Origin of the sequence: Candidatus Avelusimicrobium fimicolum, from assembly GCF_021632165.1 — a bacterium.
Taxonomy (GTDB): Bacteria; Elusimicrobiota; Elusimicrobia; order Elusimicrobiales; family Elusimicrobiaceae; genus Avelusimicrobium; species Avelusimicrobium fimicola.
In genome coordinates this window covers 21,649-36,525 of sequence record NZ_JAJWTS010000002.1, presented here as the reverse complement: position 1 = coordinate 36,525, position 14,877 = coordinate 21,649, and the positions used below count along the sequence as shown (strand labels likewise).

Below are 14,877 nucleotides of genomic sequence, written 5' to 3'. Positions count from 1 at the left end.
AGACGCTCCTTTGTATTTATCCATTATATCTTTAATTGCGTTTGTATTCCAGTAGTTCGGCGGATACGCTGCCGATAAAGACTTCCGTTTTCATTTTAACGGGCATTTTATATTCGTCGTCCGTCAGCCAGACCTTTAAACTTTTGCCCTTGCTGACAAAGATTCCTTCGCCCCTAAATTGCGGTTCTACTACAATACAGTCAAATTTGCCTGCCGCGGTCTTTACCGTTTCCTTGCCTAATACTTTTACGATAAGGGGGTATTGTTTTTCGCGGTTGATAATGTCAAAAATGATGTCTTGCCCTTTTGTCAGTTTTTGTGCGCGGACGAAATAGAGAGAGGACAACATATCCAACACCCGCTCGGAAAGCGGGCCGGAAAGTACGCGCGGGGCTTCTTTTTTTTGCACTTCACCATAATAAACTTTACTATCGTAGTCAAAGGTCAGCCACTCGTCGCGTTTGTAGTTGCCTTCGCGCACGCTTTGCGTGTAACCGAGCGAATAAAAATTCTCGGCATCTATCCAGGAATAATTTACGTCGCGCACTTTAAAAAACGCATCTATAACAGAGGCGGAAAAAGCGGTCGTTTGGATGAGGTATGCCTTTCGTCCGTTGGCAGTAGTAACGCCACGGTTTTTGATATAGGCGGTGCCGGCCTTGATAAACGAATAGTAAAGGCCGTATTTTAATTCTTCCCCGCTCCAAGCGGCAGCGGTTTTTTCGGGCGAAACAGCATTGTAGGCAAGCGGGCTTAACCGCCGGCCCGCCAAGGAAATTAACTCCTCGTCCTCAAAGGATATTTTATCCGGTGTAGGTGCGGAGAGCATTTGGGCCTTGCGCGCCTGTTCCACGCGGTTTTCGGGTGTGATTTCAGGCGCCTTTTCGGTTTGCGGAGCGGGCGGTTGTTGCGGCAGTTTTTCCGCAGATAAAGTGGTTTTCTTTTGTTTGGCGGGAGCGGAGATGATTTTTTGGGAATTTTCGGTGGGTGCGTGTTCCTCAATCAGTGGGGCGGAAATAACCTTTTGTGCGATGGACTCCGCCTGCTTATGCGCGCAAGCACACAGCAAAAGAGCGGCCGAAAATAGGGCACACAGGCATTTATTTGCCATTAGCCGCTCCGTCGTCCGCCACAATAAAACGGGCGGCATTTAAAAGATTGGAGGCTGTTTTTTGGGGTTTTAGATTGGGATATTTTTTTAAGTGGTTTTTGCCGTTTGCCGTAGTAACCAGAACAGACTTTACCCCAATGTTGTGCCCAAATTCCACATCAGCCTTTTTGTCGCCAATCATATAAGAACGGGCCGTATCAATGTTATATTTTTTTATAAGGTAAAGGCCCAATTGGGGCTTGGGTTTGCGGCAATCGCACGTTTCGGTCGGAGCGTGCGGGCAGAAAACGATTTCCTCTATTTTAGCAGGCTTTAACAAGTCTAAAAGCCGTGCGTGAACTTTGTTTACTTCTTTTTCGGTAAAGTATCCGCGCCCGATACCCGATTGGTTAGAAACGATAAAAAGTTTAAAACCGTGTTCTTTTAAAAGGGCAAGTGCCGGAGCCGTACTTTTGTAGGGGCGGACTTTGGCTGGGTCGCTTAAATAGGTGCCGGGTTTTTCGTGGATGAGCGTTCCGTCCCTATCCATAAAAACGGCTTTAATTTTTCCGCTCATACACGTTCCTCCGGGTGTGCTTTCAAATATGCTTCTCCCTCGGCTTCGCGTTTCCAGCGGTTATGCGCCCACAGCCAAGAGCCGGGGTTATCTTTCAGCCAATCTTCGTAATAACCAACCAGAATTTTGGTAAATTTGCGGACATTTTCCATACTAAATTCTTTGGGGGGATAAACGGCATCCATTACTTCGGACACAATGGTCCCGTCTTTTTCTCTCCACACGCGCACCGGAAAAACAGGCACCTGCATTTTAATAGCCAGCAAGGCGGTAATTGGCGAAAACGCCGCTATGCGCCCCATAAAGGGCACCCATACTTCGCTAGACCCTGCATTTTGGTCAATTAAAATGCCGAGCATTTTCTTCTTTTTCAGCCACCGCATACAGGAAAAGAAGGGTTTATCCTCGTTGTTGCTGTAAAAAGTGCGGCCCGTAAAGATATTGCGCAGACGGTTGGTTTCCTCATCTACATAGGGGTTATCCACGCGCTGGGCCAAAACGGCCTTGTCCACCCCATAGACGGCCCCGGCGAGGCCAAAGGCTTCCCAGTTAGTAAAGTGCCCAATGTGGATAATGCCGCCCGTTACGTTTTGGGCATTGAGCATTTTTTCTGCCCCGATAATGCGGCTATGCTTTTTAAACTCTTCCGGGGTCATTTGGGTCAGTTTAATAAATTCAGCCAAAATTCCGCCCATATTGCGCCAAGATTCCAGTGCGGTGGCCTGGGCCTCTTCTTCCGTCATTTTAGGGAACGCACGTCTTATATCATAGACGGAGCGGTTAAAGCGTTTTTTCATTACAAAGCGCACCGCGCCCGTGGCCTTTCTGCCCAGCCAAACGGCGGTTTTGTAAGGTAACAGCCCAAACAGTACGCAAAACCATTTGAGCGCGAGGTATTGGATATAATGCAGCGGAGTCTTTTGAAAACGGGTATTTGCCATATATACACATTATACTAATTTTGGCTCCTTTTCCCGCCCGGTTTTGTAAGTGCTTGATAAATGCTAAAATATCTAAAAGTTTGTTTTTTTAGGGGAGTTTATGAATTTAGAAGAATTAAAAGAAAATTTGCAAGATAATGCCTTGGGGCGTGGATTGTTGTGGAGTGCCTCCAAATTATACGGTATGGGTGCGTGGTTCCACCGCACAATGTATGAAAGCGGTTGGAAAACGGCTCAATCGGTCAATTCCCGCGTGGTGTGCATTGGCAATATTACTGCGGGCGGAACAGGTAAAACGACGGCTGTTTTGCTGGCGGCTACGGCCCTTGCCAAAGAGGGGGTTCGCGTGGCGATAGTGTCGCGCGGTTATAAACGCCAACAAAAGGCCGAAGGACCCCTGGTGCTGTTTGACAACCCGGACGCCGATTGGCGTATGGCGGGAGATGAACCCTTTATGATGAGCCGCGTATTGGCCCAGTACAAGGTGCCGATTGTCATTTGTCCCGACCGGGCCGAGGGTGCCAAAGAGGCCCTGCGCCGCTTTAAAAGCCAAATCATTCTGTTAGACGACGGACTGCAACATCACCGCTTGGAACGCGATGCAAATATTATTTTGGTGGATGCCAAAAATCCTTTTGGAAACAAGCAACTGTTACCCTATGGTGTTTTGCGCGAGCCTTTAACTGCGCTCAAACGGGCCAATTTGATAGTGCTCACGCATTGTGATTTGGTTTCCCCGCGCCAGTTGGAGGACGTAAAGGACGAAATCCGCCTGTATAACGATACAGTGGAAATTTTGGAAAGTGTCCACTCTCCTGAATATTATTTTGACATTTGCCAAAGCAAAAAAGTGGATTTGAGTATGATTAAGGGTCCGGCGGCTTGTTTCTGCGCTCTTGGGCACCCGGAAAGTTTTGAAAATACGCTTGAAAAATTGGGATTGGAACTCAAACAAAAGTGGCGTTTTCCGGACCACCAATTTTACACCGAGGAAAATTTGCGGACTTTTGAGGAAACGCGCGGCAATTTGCCGCTGGTTACTACATTTAAAGATTTTGTTAAATTTCCCGATAATTGGCGCGAAATTTTAACCAAAGATGTTTATGTGCTGTCGGTTAATTTGAAAATCCGCGGCGGACAAGGCGAAATGGATAAATTTACGGATATGCTTTATCCTAACTTCTCGCAATTAAAGAACCGCCGTTAATTTCAGCCTGTTTGGGCACGATAAGGACAGGGCTTTATACCGGGCGCTGTCCTTTTTTATTTTCTAATGGAGAGGTATTTTGGGCATTTTGTGGATGTAAATTTCTTTGTTCTGTATGAGAAGGGAGTTCTCTGCCGCACTAATGTTGCAAGCCTGTTTTGCTATTGCTTTTAAGTAACCAGTTATCTGCGGGTAAACAAATTCCAAGATGTTTTCCAAGGGGCCTTTTGGGGGAAAAATACATGAAATGTAGCCTTTTCCGTTAGAGAATTGGCGGCTGGGGTATCTACAAAAACAGGCAAGTTTTTGGGGGCAATTTCCGATATGTTTCCTATTTTTTTTCGGAAAGGGTAAAAAGCAAAAGCATCGGTCTTTAATCCCAGTTGCGTATGCAGGCGGTAGGTGCTTTCCTGTGCCAGATAAGCGGCCTCGTCAGCAGGCAAAACAGATAAATCCTCCCCGTTTAATGCAAGCGCGCCAAAGGAAATAAGCCCGCTTTTAGCAAGCATTTTTAAATCTTTTTCCGTCAGTAAATTTTGCCAAGGTTCTTGGCGCGGGTCTTGCCATTTGTTATAGGTACCGATGGCATTTGTAGGCAAAAACAATGTGGCCGGTGTTTTGGAGTCTTGCAATAAGGGGAAAATATCGGTTAGAAAAGATTTGTACCCGCCCATAAATACCAATAAAACAGGTTTGGAGGGCCTGGTGGCTGATGCGGTCAATCTTCCTGCGTTTATTGGAGTAAACCCGTGCGCGCGGAGCCATAAAAGCGTTTTTTTAAATTGATTGACGGTTGTCCACTCTTTTTTTAAGGGGGAATTTTTAGGCGCGGTGCCAATTTTTTCGTAGGCCAAAACGAGCAACGCCCCCGGTTTGCGGCGGCAGACCAAAGTAATTAAAATTCCCGACAAAAGGACAACGCCGAGCGCAAGGTAAAGCATAGATTATAAGCGGCTTTCCCCGCGGGTGATTTGCAAGTAAAAATCAAACATTGTTTCGCCTCCGCGCGGGAAGGCCCGGCGCAAGGTGGTTTTTTTGCGCCACGGCCAGGGATTTATGCCCTTTTTGGTGCTGAAATCAAACAAATATCCGGCCTTAAACACCTGCGGGCGGACCCGCTTGTCAAAACCGCCAGCCCCGTACGGATAACATAAAGCCGTAACCGGGCGACCCAGTTTTTCTTCTAAAATTTGTTTGCTTTGCGTGAGTTCCTGCCAAATTTCCTCGTCAGGCAAACTGCGCAGCCGGCGGTGCGAACAAGTATGGGAACCAAAGGTTACAAGTCCGCTTTTTTGCATTTCATCAATTTGTGCCCACGTCAAATAGCCGGGGCGTTTTTCAATATAATCGGTAATTAAAAAAATCAGTGCGGGCACATTGTATTTTTTTAAGAGTGGGAAAAGCGTGGTGTAATTGTCTTCGTAACCGTCATCAAATGTAAACATAACAGGTTTTTCAATAAGAGATTTTCCCGCTTGATAGGCCGTTTGTACATCCTCTAACGATACTAATGTATATCCGCGCGACTTTAAGAACAAAATCTGCCGCTCCAACATTTCCGGGCGCATTGTAAACGGGTATTGCTCCTCCGCCGGGTCGTCAAGTACGCCGACGTGATGATACATTAGGGCAACAAAGCCCTTTCGGGGGGGCAGATACCACGTTTTACGCAGCAGCGGGAAACGCCAAAACAAAAACACTATTAAAACCAGTAAAGCCAGCAAATATACGGTCATTTTTCTTTTTGCTCCTGTAATTGCCAAAGTTTGGCATTTTTTACCAGTACATAAAAAGTGGAAAAGGCGGCCCAAAGCAACCCGCGTATGCCGTCCAATATACCTAATTTTAAGATGTAGCGCTTGAAAAATTCAAACGGCAAGGTAAATGCTACTTTGATAAGCGAAAAGCGTTTTCCGTTTTTGTACATTTGTTCCGCCGCCAGTGTAGTGTAGCGGTTGAATTTGCGGAAATAAGTTTCAATAGTATCGTAGGAGTAGTGGTTGATAGAGTGCTTCAAACGGCCGATTTTACCCTTTACGTCCAGCCCTTCGTGGACCAATCCGCCCACATATTTGGCGCGTTTGGTTTTAACCAGCCGCAGGTGTTTTTCTTTATTTAGGCCGCTAAACCGCATTTTTTTGCCCAGAAAGTAGTTGCAAAAGGGAATATCATATCCCGAGAAGGCCGGATTTTTGACGGCCTGGGCGATTTCCTCTTTTAATTCGGGCGAAAGTGTTTCGTCCGCATCCAGGTTTAAGGCCCAGTCGCCCGTTACCTTGGAAAGCGCATAATTTTTTTGCGAGGTAAATCCGTCAAATGCGCGGTTATAAACCTGTGCGCCCAATTCTCGGCAGACGAGGGCGGTTTTATCCTTGGAAAAGGAATTAACGACAATCACTTCGCTCACCAGACCGCGTGTGCTTAAAATGCATTTTGCAATTTTTGATTCTTCGTTTTTAGCAATAATAAAAAGGGAAATTCTAGACTTTTTCATATTCTTATTATACCATTTGCCTTATATAAAAAGGGGAACCGCAGTAGCAGGGTTTGGGACTACTGCGGTTTGGATGAAAAGTAAATTGGTTGTTATATTAATAGATTACAATTTCAGGCAGAATTAAAAACAGGGTCTTTGGACCTATTTTTTTAAAAATAAGTACCTAGAAAAAAATAGGTCCAATGTGCTATAATTTTGAAAATACAGGAGGCTTATATGAAAAAAATGGTTTGTCTGCTCCCGTTTCTGTTGGCTGCTTGCACCACGCTGCCCACGTCTAGCGAATACTTGCTCCGCGGAGACGGATACTTTAAAGACGGGCACGCGGGTAAGGCTGTCCAATCTTATACCAAAGCCCTTAAATTAAACCCGGATAACTTGGAGGGATATGCTTCGCGCGGGGCGGTATATTTCTTTTTAGGTGAATACGATTTGGCAGAGGCCGATTTCCTGCGTGTGTTGCAAGATAACCCTTATCAGGTGGATGCTTATACCGCATATGCCAGCACTTTGGCGGCCAAAGGCGATTTTGAAAATGCTTTAAGCGTGCTGAATTTGGCTTCCAGTTTAAAGCCGGACAAGGTGGAAATATTTTTTAGCCGCGGCGGTGTGAACTTTATGCTGGACCGCTACGAAGATGCGGTGCGGGATTATACCTCTGTAATCAATTTACACCCGGCGGCGGAAGTATATAATGCGCGCGGGGCTGTGTATATGAAAATGGGCAAAACGGACCTGGCGGAAAAAGATTTTAACACCGCCAAAACAGCCAAAATTCCCGAAAAGTTGAATATTTATTCAATGGTTGATTAAATATTTCTCCGACGGAAAAATGAAAAAGTTTGCGCAAGCGGTGTTTGTTTTGTTATAATAAATATACGAGATTTACGTCACCGTAGCTCAGTTGGTTAGAGCGAGCGTTTCATAAGCGCTAGGTCGGTGGTTCGAGCCCACCCGGTGACATTTTTTACGCCCTTTGCATTAGCAGAGGGCGTTTTTTGTGGGTGTTATGTTTGCAGGGGTGTATCTGCCCGATTTTCGTGCAAAATGCCCCAAAATGTACTATCATAAAAGTACGGAGATAAATATGAAGAAAACCTTCGCTTCTTTTTTTGTGCTTTTTAGCGCCGCTTTGCCGGCGGTTTGCGCCTCCACTTGTGAAACCCGCGTGGACGCGCACCAAGACGCTTCCACCCGACAGCGCGTGGAATATTGCTTAACGCCCGAAAAGGCCGCCCCTGTCGCCCCCGGGCCGGAAGTGGTATATTATGGTGTTTCCTCTGCCGCCCCGACAAATGAGGCCGCCGCTGATGAAAAACAGCGCAAGCAGGTTTATTTTGATAAGGACGGCGTGGCTGTCTCGCAGAATTATGTAGATACATCCAAATTCCCTTCTTTTACAAACGATACATTAAGCGAGCAGGAAAAAATCGCGCTGGAAGAAGCGCAGAAAAAACAGGCGCTTTTGCAAGCGGAACAAAAAGCCAAATCCGCACAGGAAAAACCGGCCAGAACAATGAGTGCGGAGCAAAAAGTAACCTTGGCAAACGAAACCAAGGCCGGCCTTTTGGCGCGCCAAACCAAGGCTAAACGCTATATGAAAGAAGTTGTGCAGCAGCCGGAGCCGGACGAGTTGGCACAGGCTTACCAGCAGGGGAATAATGCGCCGGAAGCGTATAATCCTAATTATGAGCCGGAAACGTATTCCACGCAAACGGCTACCGCTCCCGCTAACGATTTTGAGGCGGATCTTAATGCCGCCACACCCGCATACAGTGCAGAGGGTGCCGCCCCCGCCGGGTTTACTGATCCGTCGTTAGCCTCGGACCAAGGCTTTGGCTATAACGCAACCGACCCGGCCATGCAGCAATAACTTGACAATTTGATAAAGGGAGAATAAAATAGTCTTATGCAAGCGATTATTTCTTATTTAAAAAAACCGTATGCCGAAAAGGGTTTTATTATCGGCACATTTGATTCGTTGTTAAAACTCCTGGCCTTGTGCGTGTGGGGGTATTTGGCGGTGATTTTGGGCTCTTTGTTGTGGGAGTCTTTGCTTACGGATTACAACCCGCTTAATAAGTTGTGGTGGTTTTCGTATTGCTTTTTTATTTTCTTCGGGGCTACCTGGCTGGCTTACATTGTTTTGTTTGTACGCAATTACAACGAAGAAGATGCCGAATAAAGTTAAATGCTTTTAGTTAAATATAAAAAACCCCGCCAAGCGCGGGGTTTTTTAATGGAGTGATTTACACCAAAAATCCTTGTAACTTCTGTCGTGCTTCTTCGCGGTCCTGCTTTAATTGGCGGACCAAAGCCTCTAACCCGTTGAACTTGGTTTCCTCGCGCAGTTTGTCTGCAAACCAAATGGTAATTTTCCGGCCGTAAATACTTTGGCGGAAATCAAAAATATTTACCTCTACCAGCGGCAAAACAGTATGCAGGGTGTTTACGGTCGGACGGAAGCCGATATTGCAAAAGCCATCGTAGATTTTTCGTCCTACGCGCACTTTTACGGCAAAAACCCCTAATGGTAGAATTTTGTAAATTCCCGTATCCAAATTGGCGGTGGGAAAACCCAATTTGCGGCCCAATTTGTGTCCTTTTACTACGGTGCCGGAAAGTTCGTACGGCCGGCCCAATAGCGTATTGGCCAGCGTAATATTGCCTTGTGCCAAGACTTTGCGGATAAGCGAGGAAGATATTTTCTCTCCGCCTGCGCGGTAAAAATCTGCCACCGAAAAAGGAATTTTATATTTGGCACACTCCGCACGCAAGAACTCAACTCCGCCTTGCCTGTTTTTCCCAAAGGCAAAATCCGGCCCGACAAGCAGCCCGCCCATTTGGTGCTTTTCAAGTAATGTTTGTTGAAAAAAATCTTGCGCGGGCGTTTCCCGGCAGTTTTCAAAATCAAGCGGCTGCGCTGATAAACCTATACTTTTTAGTAATTGTTTTTTTTCTTGCGGAAGTGTCAAAACGCTCATTTCCGGGTGCTCGGAAAGCAATGTTTTGGGGGGGAGCGGAAAATATAAAGCCAACGGCTTTAACAGGGCTCCGGCCGACAAAGTTTCCAACCGGGCAAACAAGTGGCGGTGTCCTGTATGAACCCCGTCAAAAGTGCCGATAGTGATAAAATTTTTGCGTTTCATACGTTTACGGACTCCACACACGCATAGAGAGTGTCCGAAGCACACCCCTTTAACAAGTTGCCGTCAAAGGCATTTTGGACGCTGTACGGACCGATTTCAAGCCTTCTTAATGCGGTTAAATGCCCGGTCGTGTCCAATGCTTGCGCAAGTAAAAAACCTAACGAGCGTACATAAGTGCCGCACGAACAATGCACGGTAAATTCAATTTCATCCGGTTTTGTAAGTTGTATTTTGCGCCACTCTACGGTAACTTCGTTATAACGCCTTTCCATTTCTTTACCTTTTCGGGCAAGGTCGTACATATGCTCGCCGCCAATTTTTTTGGCACTAAAAAACGGAATCGGCTGGCGGATAAGGCCGGACAAGTTTTGCGCGGCTTGTTCCACCTGCGTTTGGGTAACCGGCGGAACGGGCATTTGATTTACCGCGCTTCCGTGTGCATCCCACGTATCGGTTTCTGTACCCAGTTTTAAGACGGCGCTGTACGTTTTGGAAAGGGTCAAAAAGGCTGTTTGCCGTTTGGTGGCCTCCCGGCCGATAAGTAAAATCAAAAGACCCGTCGCCATTGGGTCCAGCGTACCGCTATGGCCGATTTTTTTTGTTTTTAAAATCCGGCGGGATATAGCAATAATATCGTGCGAAGAAAAATCCGCCGGTTTATCTATTAAAAGGAGTCCGCTTTTTTGCGGTTCAGGCAAGTTTTTTAACGACATCTAATACCACTTCGGCCAGGTCATCGGCTACTTGCGCTACACTCTTGCCCGTAACTTTAAAGCCTGAGGCGCGCGCGTGGCCGCCTCCGCCAAAAGTTTGGGCAATACGGCTTACATCTACACTTCCTCGGGAACGCAAATTAACAGATACTTTATCCGGCTCCTCTTTAATCAGTGCCGATACCTCTACACCGGGAATCATTGTCGGTTGGCTGACAATCCCCTGCGTTTGGGCGGGTGTGGCCCCAAAGGCTTCAAAATCGTGGTGCGTTAGAATAATTTGGCTGTATTTATTATCAAAACGCATTTCCATTTTTTCCAGCGCGCGGCCCAAAAGTTTCAATTCAATATAAGATTTGGTAAAGTAAATTACCTGGTTAATTTGGTTTACATCCGCCCCCAAGGCCACCAAGGCAGACCCCACACGCAGGGCTTCGGCGGTGGTGTTGGAGTGGACAAACCGCCCCGTGTCGGTAACAAGACCTGTATAGAGACAGGTGGCTTCGTCGGGGGTGGGGAGTAAATTTTCTTCTCCGGAGGCTTCAAAAAATTGAAAAATAATTTCGGCAGTGGAGGAGGCCACGGAATCAATATGGTTGAGGTCGCCGTAATCGTCGCTCACCAAATGGTGGTCAATGTTAATTAGCGTTTTGGCTTGGCTGAGTACACTTTCCAAATCGCCGCCGCGCTTGCGGTCGGAACACTCCAACAAAATGACGGTGTCAAAGTCGGGCTGGTCCGGCAGAACGCCGACGTGAATTTTATTTAAGCCCGGCAGAAATTTTAAATCGTTGCCGATAGCAGGCGCGCAGTAGGCATACACCTCTTTGCCTAATCGTTCCAAAAGCGAGGTCATTGTAAGCGTGCTGCCCAAGGAATCTCCATCAGGGTTTAAATGACCCGCGATAAAAAATTTCTTTCCGTTGCGCACGGCTTGCCAAATTTGCTCTAAACTCGCTTCTCTATTTTCCATTTTCTTTTTCCTTTTCAATTACCTGAAAAATGGCTTCCACGCGGGATGCTTTTTCCGGTGTGTCGTCATATTCAAACGTAAAGGAAGGAATACGTTTTAAGTGCAGGCGTCCGCGCAAATCGGCGCCGATTTCCTTGCGCAGCAGAGAAAGCGCGTCTTGTGTTTTTCTTCTGTCCTCGGGGCTGCCAAAGACGGAAAAATAAACCTTGGCGTTCGCCAAATCTTTGGACAGGCGCACCGCCGTAATGGTTACAAAGCCGCCAAAATCGCCGTTGGCGGCCATTTTGGTAATGAGAGTGTTAATCTCTTCTAAAAAAAGGGTTTCCAAGCGTTTAATTCTGTCTATCATATATTCTATTATAGCATTTTGCTTTTCGGGGAAAGAAAATACTTGAAATTGTGTTAAAATATATCTAAACTATTTAAGTAGCGCGTTTGGGCGCACAAAAAACAATAGGAGAATATTATGAATAAAGGTTTCACGTTAATTGAACTTTTGGTAGTAGTGTTGATTATTGGGATTCTGTCCGCTGTGGCGTTGCCGCAATACACCAAAGCGGTGGAAAAATCCCGCGCGACGGAAGCCATTACCCTCTTGGGTAGTTTGGCTAACGCCGAAGAAATTTATAAAATGAGCACGGGCAGTTATACGACGGATTTGAGCCTGTTGGATATTGAGTTGCCTGGGGTTAATTCCACAACTCCCACCACTGTAAGCACGAAGAACTTTGTGATAACGGCTACGGCGGCTTCGGCGACTGCTTTCACAGCAGATGCTACTCGTGCCAATGGTGGTCAGAAGATTACCACAGGTGATAACCAATATGCTATTGTATTAAATATTAATAACGGTGCTATTACCCGCACGTGCAAAAAGACTGCTACTGATCCTTCAACTACGACAACCGCTATGTGCAAATCTATTGCTAACGGTTCTGCAAATGGCGTAATCAAATAGTTTTGCTAGCAACTTGAAAAAACTCCCCGGTACAACAGTATCGGGGAGTTTTTTGTGGGTAAAGTGGCGGTTGCCTAATGGGCTGTTTGTTGTCATCCCGGAGTGTTTCTCCCCGGGAATTGCTGTTTTGTTAGTTTGCAATCTTACAAAAACAGTGTGGCTCCATTAATCAAAAGGGCGCGGAGAAGTGGAGGCGCGCAGCACGCCGTCCGCAGTCCTATTGGGCCTTGGTGCCGTGCTTTTTAAATAAAACCTCAATGTCTTGCACCAACATTAAGCACCCCTTGGGTTGGCTGTTTAATACCGGTTCAATAGTCTTGGCAAACTTGTCAATTTTGCCAGGCTCGTCCACCATTTCAATAAGCACCGGATATTTTTCCACCAGTTCCAAAAAATGCGCCGAGCGCAGTTTGGTGCTTGGCCCAAACCCGAGCATTGCGCGGTGCGCGGTGGCTCCTTCCAGTCCAAATTCTTGCGCTTTTTTGGCAATAATTTCGTAGAGCGGAACGTGATTAATCGTGTCCGTGCTGCTGACGTAAATTTTAAGTAATTTTGCTTTTTGCATAGTACGCTCCCCCGGGAAAGTATCCCTTTTGGGTATCGTAGCACTTGCAGGGGAGGTTTGTAAAGACAAATTATTTGCCGCGGATTCGGCGGATATGGGCGCGGTGCTCATCAAACGTGCGGGAAAAAACGTGCCTCCCGCCGTGGTCTGCCACAAAGTAGAGCGCTTCAAAGCCGGCTTGCGGGTTAAGTACGCCCAGTACAGATTCCTTGCTTGGATTACAAATCGGCCCCGGGGGCAACCCTGCGTTGCGGTAGGTGTTGTATGGGGACTTTGTTTTCAGGTCCGAATAGGTCAGGCCTTTTTTCCAATAGCGGTTTTCTCTTAAATTAAAGCCCAGCGCATATTGTACGGTTGGGTCGGCTTCCAACCGTTTGCCTATACGGAAACGGTTTAAGTACACCGCCGCAATTTTGGGGCGTTCGTCGTGCACAATGGCTTCCCGCTCCACAATGGAGGCTACCGTCAACACTTGTTTTTCGGTTAAGTCCGTTTTGTATTGTTTAAAAAGCGGAGAAATGTGGTTACGGTACTGTTGTAACATTTCGTCCACCACCTTTTGGGCCGGGGTATTTTCGGCGAATAAATAAGTGGAGGGGAATAAATAGCCTTCTAAATCTTTTTGGCGCACGATATCCAAAAAGGCGTGCGGGTCCGTAATGTTGCGTTCGGCTAATGCTTCTGCGATTTCTTCGCTTCGCCACCCTTCCAAAACAGTTATTTTTTCGTAGTGGGTGCATTTGCCGCTTTTAATGCAGTTGATAACTTCAAAGGACGAGGTGTTTTCCCGCAAATCAAAGCGCCCGGCCTTTAAGTCGCGCGCGGAAGAAGTCAGGCGCAAAATTAATTTAAAGAAAAATTGGCTTTTGATAATGCCTTTTTCTTTAAGTGTACGCGCTACGGAAGAACCGCTTGCACCCGGCTCAATGGTTACTACAACTAATTTCCCCTTGCTTAAAAAACAAGTTTTTACTGCCCAGCAACCACCGATTACCAGGCAGAAAAACAAGATTAAAAGCAAGAGGAATTTTTTCATTATTTAACCAATTTAAAGAAATGGCGCTTGCCCACTTGCAATACATCACCGGTTTCAAAATGCAGCGGCCCGTCCTGCGGGACTTTTTCACCCTTTAAACGTACCGCACCTTGTTCAATGAGTCCGCGGGCTTTGTTTTTGCTTTGCGCCGCGCCCGCCGCAAAAATAATGGCGGAAAGAAGCGCGCCGTCCTCGGCTTTAAATTCGGGCATATCCGTAGGAAGTTCCTTTTTGGAGAATACCTTTTCAAAGTTTTCCAAGGCTGCCTTGGCTGCTTCTTCTCCGTGGAAACGTGTAACCATAATGCCGGCTAATTTCTTTTTGGCGGACATCGGGTGCATTGCTTTGATTTCGTCCATATTTTCGGACGTTAAAAGTTCATAGTACATTGGCATTAATTCGTCGGGAATAGACATTAATTTGCCAAACATATCGTTCGGTGCGTCGTTTAAACCCACATAGTTGCCGTAAGATTTGGACATCTTCTTTACACCGTCCAACCCCACGAGTAGCGGTACCGTAATGGCTACCTGCGGTTCCTGCCCGTTGTTCTTTTGCAGTTGGCGGCCCACTAGCAGGTTGAAAATTTGGTCCGTTCCGCCTAATTCCACGTCGGCTTGCAAAGCAACGGAGTCCTGCCCTTGGAACAAACTGTACAATACTTCCAAAAGGCTAATGGGGTTGCCCGAAGCCATACGTTTTTTGAAATCGTCGCGTTCCAGCACCTGGGCTACGGTTACTTTTTGCAAAGTTTGGAGTAAATCTTTCCCGCTTACGAAAGGGTCCAGCCACTCGCTGTTGAAACGGATTTCGGTTTTGGACGGGTCCAATACTTTAAAAGCCTGTTCGGTATAGGTTTTGGCGTTTTCTAAAATTTTTTCACGCGGTAAAACCGGGCGGGTGGAATCGCGGCCGGAAGGGTCGCCCACCGCGGCGGTAAAATCGCCGATAACGAGAACTGCTTTATGGCCTAAATCTTGAAATCTGCGTAAGAGAGAAAGTGCCACGCTGTGCCCCAAGTGCAGATCGGCGGAGGTCGGGTCGCAGCCGAGTTTTACTTTTAAGGTTTTGCCGCTTTCTAATTTTTTGGCGAGGTCCGCCTTGGATACTACGTCCACACAGCCGCGCGTTAAAAAGTTTATTTGTTCTTCCAAAGTCATTGTTTTCTCCA

At 46.6% G+C, this 14,877-nt stretch carries 18 protein-coding genes and 1 tRNA gene; 6 read left to right on the top strand and 13 right to left on the bottom strand.

Annotation, left to right across the window (positions count from 1 at the left end):
• Window positions 1-31 precede the first annotated feature (31 nt).
• Genes ACQY2K_RS01510 through ACQY2K_RS01500 form a run of 3 tightly spaced genes read right to left on the bottom strand, consistent with a single transcriptional unit; the run spans window position 32 to window position 2,608 of the window.
• Entirely contained in the window at window positions 32-1,111 is a 1,080-nt protein-coding gene (locus tag ACQY2K_RS01510) for a DUF3108 domain-containing protein (protein WP_428040476.1), read from the bottom strand.
• Window positions 1,101-1,667, bottom strand: coding sequence for a D-glycero-alpha-D-manno-heptose-1,7-bisphosphate 7-phosphatase (locus tag ACQY2K_RS01505; RefSeq protein WP_428040475.1), 567 nt, complete (start codon window positions 1,665-1,667; stop codon window positions 1,101-1,103). The genes ACQY2K_RS01510 and ACQY2K_RS01505 overlap by 11 nt, the downstream gene beginning before the upstream one ends.
• On the bottom strand, window positions 1,664-2,608 hold the full coding sequence (locus ACQY2K_RS01500; RefSeq protein WP_428040474.1) for a lysophospholipid acyltransferase family protein: 945 nt from the start codon (window positions 2,606-2,608) through the stop codon (window positions 1,664-1,666). Before ACQY2K_RS01500 ends, ACQY2K_RS01505 begins: the two co-directional genes overlap by 4 nt.
• Before the next feature lie 100 nt (window positions 2,609-2,708).
• On the opposite strand from ACQY2K_RS01500, the gene lpxK reads away from it, so the two are divergent.
• Complete coding sequence (gene lpxK / locus ACQY2K_RS01495; RefSeq protein ID WP_177747217.1) at window positions 2,709-3,815, top strand: tetraacyldisaccharide 4'-kinase; 1,107 nt, start codon at window positions 2,709-2,711, stop codon at window positions 3,813-3,815.
• A gap of 182 nt (window positions 3,816-3,997) precedes the next feature.
• Here the strand turns inward: lpxK and ACQY2K_RS01490 are convergent, their stop codons facing one another.
• The 3 genes from ACQY2K_RS01490 to ACQY2K_RS01480 are packed head-to-tail and all read right to left on the bottom strand — an operon-like array spanning window position 3,998 to window position 6,309.
• On the bottom strand, window positions 3,998-4,756 hold the full coding sequence (locus tag ACQY2K_RS01490; RefSeq protein WP_428040473.1) for a polysaccharide deacetylase family protein: 759 nt from the start codon (window positions 4,754-4,756) through the stop codon (window positions 3,998-4,000).
• 3 nt (window positions 4,757-4,759) lie between these two features.
• On the bottom strand, window positions 4,760-5,551 hold the full coding sequence (locus tag ACQY2K_RS01485) for a polysaccharide deacetylase family protein (protein WP_428040472.1): 792 nt from the start codon (window positions 5,549-5,551) through the stop codon (window positions 4,760-4,762).
• A complete protein-coding gene (locus ACQY2K_RS01480; RefSeq protein ID WP_428037355.1) occupies window positions 5,548-6,309 on the bottom strand; it encodes a glycosyltransferase family 2 protein in 762 nt (253 codons plus the stop codon). Before ACQY2K_RS01480 ends, ACQY2K_RS01485 begins: the two co-directional genes overlap by 4 nt.
• A 219-nt stretch (window positions 6,310-6,528) precedes the next feature.
• Between ACQY2K_RS01480 and ACQY2K_RS01475 the strand changes: the two genes are divergently transcribed.
• The 4 genes from ACQY2K_RS01475 to ACQY2K_RS01460 all read left to right on the top strand — a co-directional run bounded on the left by ACQY2K_RS01475 (window position 6,529) and on the right by ACQY2K_RS01460 (window position 8,497).
• The gene (locus ACQY2K_RS01475) at window positions 6,529-7,125 is read left to right on the top strand and encodes a tetratricopeptide repeat protein (protein WP_177747205.1); all 597 of its coding nucleotides are present in this window, start codon (window positions 6,529-6,531) and stop codon (window positions 7,123-7,125) included.
• Between the two features lie 76 nt (window positions 7,126-7,201).
• A tRNA-Met gene (locus tag ACQY2K_RS01470) sits at window positions 7,202-7,275 on the top strand.
• 124 nt (window positions 7,276-7,399) lie between these two features.
• A complete protein-coding gene (locus ACQY2K_RS01465; RefSeq protein WP_428040471.1) occupies window positions 7,400-8,185 on the top strand; it encodes a hypothetical protein in 786 nt (261 codons plus the stop codon).
• Between the two features lie 36 nt (window positions 8,186-8,221).
• Window positions 8,222-8,497 carry a hypothetical protein gene (locus tag ACQY2K_RS01460; RefSeq protein WP_177747199.1) on the top strand — a complete coding sequence of 92 codons (276 nt, stop codon included), beginning with the start codon at window positions 8,222-8,224 and terminating at the stop codon, window positions 8,495-8,497.
• Between the two features lie 64 nt (window positions 8,498-8,561).
• Here the strand turns inward: ACQY2K_RS01460 and ribF are convergent, their stop codons facing one another.
• From ribF to rbfA, 4 genes are read right to left on the bottom strand one after another with little or no spacing between them, the layout of a single operon-like run.
• On the bottom strand, window positions 8,562-9,461 hold the full coding sequence (gene ribF / locus ACQY2K_RS01455) for a riboflavin biosynthesis protein RibF (protein ID WP_428040470.1): 900 nt from the start codon (window positions 9,459-9,461) through the stop codon (window positions 8,562-8,564).
• A complete protein-coding gene (gene truB, locus ACQY2K_RS01450; RefSeq protein WP_428040469.1) occupies window positions 9,458-10,174 on the bottom strand; it encodes a tRNA pseudouridine(55) synthase TruB in 717 nt (238 codons plus the stop codon). Before truB ends, ribF begins: the two co-directional genes overlap by 4 nt.
• Entirely contained in the window at window positions 10,152-11,147 is a 996-nt protein-coding gene (locus ACQY2K_RS01445) for a DHH family phosphoesterase (protein ID WP_428040468.1), read from the bottom strand. The genes truB and ACQY2K_RS01445 overlap by 23 nt, the downstream gene beginning before the upstream one ends.
• A complete protein-coding gene (rbfA, locus tag ACQY2K_RS01440; protein WP_177747187.1) occupies window positions 11,137-11,496 on the bottom strand; it encodes a 30S ribosome-binding factor RbfA in 360 nt (119 codons plus the stop codon). Before rbfA ends, ACQY2K_RS01445 begins: the two co-directional genes overlap by 11 nt.
• A 117-nt stretch (window positions 11,497-11,613) precedes the next feature.
• On the opposite strand from rbfA, the gene ACQY2K_RS01435 reads away from it, so the two are divergent.
• Complete coding sequence (locus tag ACQY2K_RS01435) at window positions 11,614-12,105, top strand: type IV pilin protein (RefSeq protein ID WP_428040467.1); 492 nt, start codon at window positions 11,614-11,616, stop codon at window positions 12,103-12,105.
• A gap of 217 nt (window positions 12,106-12,322) precedes the next feature.
• On the opposite strand, the gene ACQY2K_RS01430 is transcribed toward ACQY2K_RS01435, so the two are convergent.
• The 3 genes from ACQY2K_RS01430 to tyrS all read right to left on the bottom strand — a co-directional run bounded on the left by ACQY2K_RS01430 (window position 12,323) and on the right by tyrS (window position 14,866).
• A complete protein-coding gene (locus ACQY2K_RS01430; protein WP_177747182.1) occupies window positions 12,323-12,670 on the bottom strand; it encodes a DUF190 domain-containing protein in 348 nt (115 codons plus the stop codon).
• A gap of 70 nt (window positions 12,671-12,740) precedes the next feature.
• Window positions 12,741-13,706, bottom strand: a complete 966-nt coding sequence (mltG, locus tag ACQY2K_RS01425; protein WP_177747177.1) for an endolytic transglycosylase MltG — start codon at window positions 13,704-13,706, stop codon at window positions 12,741-12,743.
• The gene (tyrS, locus tag ACQY2K_RS01420) at window positions 13,706-14,866 is read right to left on the bottom strand and encodes a tyrosine--tRNA ligase (RefSeq protein WP_428040466.1); all 1,161 of its coding nucleotides are present in this window, start codon (window positions 14,864-14,866) and stop codon (window positions 13,706-13,708) included. Before tyrS ends, mltG begins: the two co-directional genes overlap by 1 nt.
• Window positions 14,867-14,877 lie beyond the last annotated feature (11 nt).